The organism is Vicinamibacteria bacterium (genome assembly GCA_035620555.1).
Taxonomy (GTDB): Bacteria; Acidobacteriota; Vicinamibacteria; order Marinacidobacterales; family SMYC01; genus DASPGQ01.
The window spans coordinates 1-2,956 of the sequence record DASPGQ010000612.1 but is presented as its reverse complement, the minus strand read 5'-3'; the positions used below and the strand labels follow the sequence as shown (position 1 = coordinate 2,956).

The following is a 2,956-nucleotide window of genomic DNA, read 5'->3' as shown; positions in this document are numbered from 1 at the left end:
CTCGCGATGGAGTACTCCGTCCTCGACGTGATCGAGGGGAGCTATGACGCGGCAAAGATCCTCGCCGCGCACTGGGTCATTCGGGACGAGCGGATGCTGGACGATGCCAAGCGATCCAAGGGAGATCGCTTCCGGCTCACTCTGGAGCCCTACGACGATCATCCCGAGCTCGAGGGCCAGCGACTCGTGATGGAGACGGACGATTTTCTCCTTCCCCTGTACTACGACACCGGATCCTGACCGGCTCGGGTGATCGGCCATGGTGTTCAGCTCCCACGCGTTTCTTTTCTACTTCCTGCCACTGGCGATCGGTTTCTATTACGCCGTTCCGCGCCGCGGGAGACATCTCGTCCTCACGCTCGGAAGCTACCTGTTCTACGGATGGGCGAATCCGCTGTTCGTCGTCTTGCTGCTCGCCTCCACCGTCGTGGATTACTTCTGCGGTCTGGCTCTTTTGGGAAGCGGCCCCGTCTGGCTCGCGCGGCTCGTGGGTGGTGAGCGAACGGCCGAGGTCTGGGCCGCGCCCCTGGCTCCGCTTTCCCCGGACGTTCCGCGCTCGCCGCGGCAGCGCGTCGCGCTTTGGTGCTCGGTGGTCACGAATCTCTCGCTCCTCGGCTTCTTCAAGTACTTCAACTTCGCCGCCGAGAACATGACCGCGCTCGCGAGCTGGCTCGGGGTGCCGGTCCTCGAGCTCGACCGGATCGTCCGGGTGACGCTCCCGCTCGGTATCAGCTTCTACACCTTCCAGTCGATGAGCTACACGATCGATATCTACCGGGGGCGGGTGACGCCGCTCCGGAACCTCGTCGATTTCGCCTGCTATGTCTCGATGTTTCCCCAGCTGGTCGCGGGACCCATCATCCGCTTCTCCGAGGTCGCGGATCAGCTGGTCCGGCGCTCCCATACGGTGGCTAAATTCTCCCGCGGTATCGCGTTCGTCAGCCTGGGCCTCGCGAAGAAAGTCCTTCTCGCCAACCCCTGCGGGAGCATGGCCGACGTCGCCTTCGGGGCCGGCTCCATCACCCCTTGGGATGCGTGGTACGGCGTGACCGCCTATGCCTTTCAGATCTACTTCGATTTCAGCGGCTACTCGGACATGGCCATCGGTCTCGGGCTGATGCTCGGGTTCGTCTTCCCCAAGAACTTCGACTCGCCCTATCGTTCGGCGTCGATTACGGAGTTCTGGAGACGCTGGCACATCTCGCTGTCCACATGGTTGCGCGACTATCTGTATATCCCCCTTGGAGGCAATCGCCGGGGAGAGCTGCGAACCTACGTCAACCTGGGTGTCGTGATGCTTCTCGGAGGGCTCTGGCACGGGGCGGCGTGGACCTTCGTCGCCTGGGGCGGCATCCACGGCCTCCTTCTGGCGCTCGAACGGTGGCATGGCAAGGACGCCTGGTATCGCCACTTGCCCCGCACGGTTCGGGTCGGCGCGACCTTCTTCATCGTGCTGATCACCTGGGTATTCTTTCGCAGCCCCGACTTCGCGAGCGCCGCTCGATATCTCGGCCATATGTTCGGGGCCCTCGAGCCAGAGCCCCAGGCGGCGCTGGTGACGGGAATCCTTTATCAACCTTATTACCTGGCCACCTTTGCCGTAGCCGCGGCCGTCACCTGGATGGGCCCGCAGACGTGGGATTGGACCCGATCGATGTCGGAGACCAAGATCGTCGGGATCTTCGCCCTGCTCGTCATCGCCGCGGGTGTTCTCGCGACCCAGGCCTACAATCCGTTCATCTATTTCATTTTCTGAAGGGTGCCATGAGCCAAGACCGGATGGAGCAGGCGTGGAAAGAGATCGGCGAGACCGACGTTCGCCGCGTCACCGCCCTCGCGCTCGTGGTGGCATTCATGGCTTTGATCGGGAGCGGGCCCCTCGCAACTGTCGCAGCGGCATTGCGAGGCGAATCGGGCCTCGAAACGATGCTCCGGCTCGACCAACCGACCCGCGACCTGGGAGACCGGTCCCTCTTCGCCGAAAACCGCCGGTTGCTCGAGGCGATCAATGAGCTGAGCGGCTTCCTCGAGCGCGAAAACTGGCTCGCGACCGTCATGCGTCCCGGCGCGCAATTTCTCTTGACGAAGCTCGGCGCCGGCACCGAACAGGTTTGGCAGGGCCGGGAAAGCTGGCTCTTCTTCAAGCCGGACGTCGACCACGTCATCGGTCCGGGCTTTCTTCGCGAGAGCCAGCTGGCGCGCCGGGCGGCGACGGGCGACACGCTGACGGAGCCGCCGCAGCCCGATCCGCGCAGCGCCATCCGGGACTTTGCCGAAGAGCTTGCCCTGAGGAACATCGCTCTGGTCGTCCTCCCGACCCCGGCCAAGCCGTCGGTACACCCAGAATATCTCGCGCGCGGCGCTCGCATCGAGCGCGGAGTGGTCAACCCATCTCGCGGGCGTTTTCTCCGCGAGCTGCGAGAGGCCGGCATTCTCGTTTTTGACCCCTTGCCGGTGATGCTCGAGATCAAGAGCGGAACGGGGACCCCGCTCTTCCTCGCCACCGATACGCACTGGCGTCCCGAGACGGTCGAGGCGCTGGCACCGCGGCTCGCCGCATTCATCGGCGAGCACGTGGGACTGCCGAGTCTCCCGTCTCCCGACTATCGGGTGCGCGAAAGCGTGGTGTCGAACACGGGAGATACGGCCGAGCTTCTCGATCTGCCTCGACCGGAAAGACATTATCCGAAGGAGCGGGTCTCGGTCCGCAGGATCGAAACGGCATCGGGCGAACCCTGGCGTCCCGACCTCTCGGCCGACGTTCTGGTGCTCGGCGACAGCTTCAGCAACGTATTTTCCTCGGGCGCCATGGGGTGGGGAGAAAGCGGGGGTCTGGTGGAGCAATTGAGCTACGAGATGGGACGACCCTTGGACCGGCTCGCCCGGAACGACGACGGGGCCTTCGCATCCCGCCAGATGCTCGCCGATGAGCTGCGCCGCGGACGTGACCGGCTCG

Annotated in this window: 3 protein-coding genes; all 3 read left to right on the top strand. The window is 64.3% G+C overall.

Annotation, left to right across the window (positions count from 1 at the left end):
- A partial coding sequence (locus VEK15_25070; protein ID HXV63995.1) for a hypothetical protein occupies positions 1-240 on the top strand: 240 nt, incomplete at its 5' end.
- Between the two features lie 19 nt (positions 241-259).
- Positions 260-1,756, top strand: a complete 1,497-nt coding sequence (locus VEK15_25065) for an MBOAT family protein (protein ID HXV63994.1) — start codon at positions 260-262, stop codon at positions 1,754-1,756.
- 8 nt (positions 1,757-1,764) lie between these two features.
- Positions 1,765-2,956 (top strand): hypothetical protein (locus tag VEK15_25060; protein HXV63993.1); only part of this gene is annotated, 1,192 nt, incomplete at its 3' end.